9 protein-coding genes and 1 pseudogene are annotated in these 5,060 nt (G+C 33.2%); 4 read left to right on the forward strand and 6 right to left on the reverse strand.

Annotation, left to right across the window (positions count from 1 at the left end; genetic code table 11):
- Positions 1-182: 182 nt before the first annotated feature.
- The 4 genes from V7150_RS26310 (at position 183) to V7150_RS26325 (ending at position 1,832) form a co-directional block, all read left to right on the forward strand.
- On the forward strand, positions 183-860 hold the full coding sequence (locus V7150_RS26310; protein ID WP_335524213.1) for an SOS response-associated peptidase: 678 nt from the start codon (positions 183-185) through the stop codon (positions 858-860).
- 237 nt (positions 861-1,097) lie between these two features.
- Entirely contained in the window at positions 1,098-1,331 is a 234-nt protein-coding gene (locus V7150_RS26315; RefSeq protein WP_335524216.1) for a hypothetical protein, read from the forward strand.
- Positions 1,332-1,334: 3 nt separating this feature from the next.
- The gene (locus tag V7150_RS26320; protein WP_420490339.1) at positions 1,335-1,577 is read left to right on the forward strand and encodes a hypothetical protein; all 243 of its coding nucleotides are present in this window, start codon (positions 1,335-1,337) and stop codon (positions 1,575-1,577) included.
- Between the two features lie 21 nt (positions 1,578-1,598).
- The gene (locus tag V7150_RS26325; protein WP_335524221.1) at positions 1,599-1,832 is read left to right on the forward strand and encodes a hypothetical protein; all 234 of its coding nucleotides are present in this window, start codon (positions 1,599-1,601) and stop codon (positions 1,830-1,832) included.
- Positions 1,833-1,964: 132 nt separating this feature from the next.
- Here the strand turns inward: V7150_RS26325 and V7150_RS26330 are convergent, their stop codons facing one another.
- From V7150_RS26330 to V7150_RS26355, 6 genes and pseudogenes are all read right to left on the reverse strand, one after another.
- Positions 1,965-2,189: a hypothetical protein gene (locus V7150_RS26330; protein ID WP_335524223.1), complete on the reverse strand. Its 225-nt coding sequence runs from the start codon at positions 2,187-2,189 to the stop codon at positions 1,965-1,967.
- A 301-nt stretch (positions 2,190-2,490) separates the two neighbouring features.
- Positions 2,491-2,928 (reverse strand): GNAT family N-acetyltransferase, encoded by a 438-nt coding sequence (locus V7150_RS26335; protein WP_335524225.1) that lies wholly within the window; start codon positions 2,926-2,928, stop codon positions 2,491-2,493.
- A 53-nt stretch (positions 2,929-2,981) separates the two neighbouring features.
- Positions 2,982-3,257 carry a hypothetical protein gene (locus V7150_RS26340; protein ID WP_335524227.1) on the reverse strand — a complete coding sequence of 92 codons (276 nt, stop codon included), beginning with the start codon at positions 3,255-3,257 and terminating at the stop codon, positions 2,982-2,984.
- 684 nt (positions 3,258-3,941) lie between these two features.
- A pseudogene (locus V7150_RS26345) lies at positions 3,942-4,049 on the reverse strand (IS1595 family transposase); the annotation flags it as partial.
- Between the two features lie 13 nt (positions 4,050-4,062).
- Positions 4,063-4,392: a hypothetical protein gene (locus V7150_RS26350; protein WP_335524229.1), complete on the reverse strand. Its 330-nt coding sequence runs from the start codon at positions 4,390-4,392 to the stop codon at positions 4,063-4,065.
- A 116-nt stretch (positions 4,393-4,508) separates the two neighbouring features.
- Positions 4,509-5,027 carry a YcxB family protein gene (locus tag V7150_RS26355; protein WP_335524234.1) on the reverse strand — a complete coding sequence of 173 codons (519 nt, stop codon included), beginning with the start codon at positions 5,025-5,027 and terminating at the stop codon, positions 4,509-4,511.
- Between the last annotated feature and the right edge of the window lie 33 nt (positions 5,028-5,060).

A 5,060-nucleotide genomic window follows, 5' to 3' on the forward strand; every position in this document is an offset into this window, starting at 1 on the left:
GATTAAAATAGACCATATTTTATGAGATTAGGTCTGCTAATTAGTATTCTATTTATTATGTTTCTCCACGAAAACAGAACTGATTGCCTTTTACAGGTCTCCTTTTTTTAATCCCGATTGGAAAATGCTTTTAAGGGAAGATTTTGCTACAATATTCGTAACTAGTTGACGAGGTGAAGTGTATGTGCGGCCGATTCACACTAACAGCAACTTTCGAAGAAATCATAAATCGTTTCGATATTCAATCCTTCCTAGAGGAAGAGCTTTATTCTCCCAGCTTTAATATTGCCCCTTCCCAGTCGGTTTTAGCGGTAATAAATGATGGCAGGGTGAATCGGATGGGATTACTGAAATGGGGGTTTGTCCCTCCATGGGCAAAAGATTTGTCGATTGGCAATAAAATGATCAATGCCAGAGCTGAAACAATCTCAGAAAAACCAAGCTTTCGGAATGCCTTCAAAAAGAAACGCTGTATAGTCATTGCTGATAGCTTTTATGAATGGAAACGCCATGAAGATAAAACCAAAACTCCAATGCGGATAAAACTCAAGTCCAATGAATTGTTTGCTATGGCAGGAATCTGGGAGGGTTGGAAGTCACCAGATGGTAAAACACTTTATACTTGTTCTGTGATCACAACTGGTCCCAATGAATTAATGAAAGATATTCACGACCGCATGCCTGTTATTTTGAAACGAGAAGATGAAAAAATTTGGCTGGATCCAGGAATTTCAGATACCACAAGTCTAAAACCATTGCTTGTACCTTTCGATGAAAATGAAATGGAGACATATGAAGTCTCTTCCTTAGTCAACTCACCTAAAAATAACTCGATTGAGCTTATTCAAAAAATTTGTTAGCGCCCTTTTTTTAAAAACCATTAGAAAATGGACATGTTCACTACATACACGTACAAGCTTGAACATATGCTGTACTAACCCATAAAAGTTTTCCTTCTTTGGAAAGTGGCCTCCACCACTTTCTTTTTTTGTTCAAACTCATGAACCAACGAGTTGGTCTTATTAGCCACTCCATAGAATATATTTGTAAAAATACATGGAATCTGCCTTTTCTCTAGAGATTGAAAGGAGAATAAAATGTTTTTTATCCCAACCAAAGTCAATATCGAAAGCATGAAAATAAACAGTGCTAGTCATAAATGTGCTGTTTCCGTTGGACCCACCTTTCTAAAAAATATGAATGTTGCCGGAAAAAAAAACCAAGGTTTTGGCCAACAAATGGCGGATTTTTCGATTACCACAGTTCCCATAAACATTGTTTTTGATGATGAAATCATTGATATCCCCTCGATAAAAAGAAATCAGGCATAGGGAGTGATTTTGTTGAATATCGCACCAATGGCGATCAATTTTTTAGGATTTAAAGTAAATGTTATTGATAATTCCTCCTTAGTCAATTTGGGACCCAACCAATTTATTGATCAGTTAGTTTCTTATAAGAGAAATCAGGGGATTGGTGAACAAAATGGAGATATATCGCCTATTAATATCCCTATTACATGGTTGAATGACACTGATGTAGCGGATAGCAATACAGCTAAAAACAGTATTATTTAAATGTTGGTAGGGGTGATTTTGTTGATTTTTGCACCTATGGTGGTCAATTTTGGGGATTTAAAAGTCAATGTATTCGACAACGGTTCCGTGATGAATATGGGGCCAAACCAGTTTATTGATCAGTTTGTTTCCTATAAACGTAACCAAGGATTTGGTGAGCAAAATGGCGATTTTGTCCCAATGATTATCCCAATCTCCTATATTTACGATTCTGACATTAGTGACAGCTTGGTTTCAAAGAATAGTATTATATAAAATTGACTGGATTTATTCGAAATAGCCTAGGGGACTTCATTTAAAAAAGAGGTCCCCTGTTTCTTTTATTATCAAGGATAGCACTCGATCAAAAGATTAGGAAAAATTGAAGTCTTTCTAACCAAGAGAGTTTCAGCTTTCCTTTTGAGCGTTCCACCATTCTCTTACATCAAAAATACCATTAACTTCATTCTTTGATTTTTCAAATACTTCTACTGTTTCATTTGTAGAATAGGAAAAAATATAATGTGTGGGCGTTTCGCTTAAAATTCGAAAGGAACTAATTTCACCATCTTGCATTTCGACCATATATACTTTGCCATTCAGAATCTCATTAGTAAGCGCTAAATTTATCATTTCATTCTCCCCTCTAAATAACCTATATTTTCAATTTAACAGAAAAATGGTTATTAAACTGAATGAAAATCGAAAAATAAATGAATAAAGCTGGAGTGATTTATTCTAACAATTAGATATATTATTAAAAATCATGAAAATACAATGAATCGGGATGATTATTTGGTTATATTTAGGGAAAATAAGGTTATGGATATAAATCATCATTCTGTACATACCAGGAGTCGCACTTGTCAGTGTATTCTTTGGTAAGATCATTGTTTCAGCCTATTTTAAGATGCAAAAAAGTATTCTCCAGTTTTTATACGGAAAAATAATAATAATAATTTGACTCTCTAATAAATCCGATTTTTTCATAGAGTCTTTGTGCAGAACCGTTATCCTCGGCAGTTTCTAGCAAAACTCCTTTTGCCCCTGTTTCCTTAGCAAATCCAATTGCCGTTCTCATCAATTTCTCTCCCACACCTTTTCCACGGGTAGTTTCCTTTACAAATAAATCATTTAATACCCATGACCGCTGCATACTCACACTTGAAAACGATGGATAGAGCTGAACAAAACCAAGCGAATCATGTCCATTAAGAGCGATAAATACTACAGATTCTTCATTCATGATTCTTTCCGTTAAAAACTTCCTCGCACCATCCACATCAGACTTTTGATTATAAAACACCCTGTACAAATTAAATAATTCCGTTAAAGAATCGAGTTCGTTTATGGTTACTTTTTGGATTAGCATATTGTTTTCCCCTGTCTTGAGTAAATTAATTTGCTAAAATATAAAATACTTATTTATTTTCTTTGCAGCGCTTCATATACAAGATGCTCGTCTCCCTTTTTCACATATATATCATATTGTGCATTATCCTTAGAATGCACGGCATCTCTGAAATTTAGCGGCGTTTTCGTTTTAAATTTAATCCCTGCACTTTTTAACTTTGCAGTAATTGCAAAATATGTATCATTTCCAAAAGCAGTATAGATCAATGTCCATTTCCTATTTACCATCATTAGAACACTTGAAATGATTAATGTAAATAAAATAAGAACAAATAATACTTGATACATATTCCTCCCCCTCACACGTCCTGCTCAAACCTCTGAAAATCCATTCATTCCTGTTCCCTTATTTAATATTCTTTAAGTTTCATTTAATTCCTTTTTAAATGCTCATATTTTAATGTTCAAAGAAAAAAGCCTTGAATTTCTAAGGCTTTTTTTTAATACGGCAGGGCATACCACAAAATTATATTATTTTTTATTCTTTCTTTATTTTAAGTACAGGCTCTGTTAAATTTTAATGTTGATTTTTCTATAAAAATTTTGGAAAACCTACTAAAAGTAGATTTCCCTTACCATATCGTGATTTACCGTAAAAAGTAATCGACAATGGGTGGAAAAATTAATAATAGTACAGAGAAAGATAATAGAAAATTAGTGGTTTTTCGAGGTAGTATTTCTTTCCCTTCTCCATTGTACCAACCTTTAAATTGCCATTTGTTCCTATAAGTAACAAACAACAATAACAAAATAGCTAAGAAACCTAACCATTCATATTGGGTTACACCTAATGATTTGTAAAAATAGCTTAGAACGAAAGAGAAAAAACCTCCTAAAAGTCCAAATATCAATATGATTCGTATTAATTCAAATAAAACTCTCATTCCACACCCTCTTTCCTTTTATATTAATTTTACACCACAGGGACTTTGTTAAATATGACAAATTTTGAAACAATAAACAGCTAACCAGTTAAATGTAAAATTTCGCCAAACGCAAACTGTCATATGTGTCCGTCATTTCAATTACAAATGATGTTAGCAGAAATTCATTTATATGCTGTTTAGTGCTTTCGTTACTTTCTCAGTTTAAATCATCTTAGTGTATACTCACGCAGCCATGGCGGTAGTTGTCCTCGATTTCCACTACTACAATCCTGTTCAATTTGATCCTTTTCCCTTTTTTTCCATGATTCCAGAGTCTCAGAAAAGTCTTCGCTTTCTGCAGTAAATACTGTAATGTCCGTAATAGTAGGAGGATAGGGGCTATTTCTAATATGATTCTGAAGCTTTATCATCATTTTTTCATAGTCCATCTTCGAGCAAAATTCTAACCAATGGAGTATCGTATCATTTTTTGTAATACAGGAAGAATAAACAGATTCTATTAACACCAATAATTTGATTAATTCTTGCTTAGTCATTTACTTCACTCCTTCAACCAATCCCCACTGTATCATATTTGCAGTCCAATTTATCCACCGTTTCTAGTATTGACTAAAAAATTGAAAAAGAGCACAAAGTGCTCTTTTTGGTTATTTTATGAATGGACAACAACTTTAGAATTGATAAAATTTCTTATTTCCTCTTCATTAGTTAATTCCCTTTTTGGAAGGATGAGGGCGCTAATTGAACTGTTATATAGGTAGAAATATTCGTTATCTTCTTTGAAACCTATAATACCTGACCAGTCTACCTTCGTTTGACCGTTAGATGTAGATTCAACCAATCCCTCATCTGTTATTGATAAAACATGTTCCCCTAATAAACCGCCATTTTTACCCTCTCTAATAAATTTTTTGATTCTCCGGGTAACGGTGCTATAAAAATACTTTGGATAGAACAAAATCCATAAAATACCTGTAATGAAAAACGCTATAAACAATTCTAGAAACGGTGTATCACCTACTAAGGAAATGATATAAGATAATAAAATGAAAAATACGGGTGTTAAAAATCTTTGTACATTCAATGATCGAATGGCAGATTTAGAATTTTTAATGTGATACAAATTAAAGTGTATATAGTCTTCCTCTGTTAAGTTATACTTTATCTCCATTTAAATCCCCTTATTATTTTTACTTCTATTCTA

Origin of the sequence: Neobacillus drentensis, assembly GCF_036965245.1 — a bacterium.
Taxonomy (GTDB): domain Bacteria; phylum Bacillota; class Bacilli; order Bacillales; family Cytobacillaceae; genus Neobacillus; species Neobacillus drentensis_G.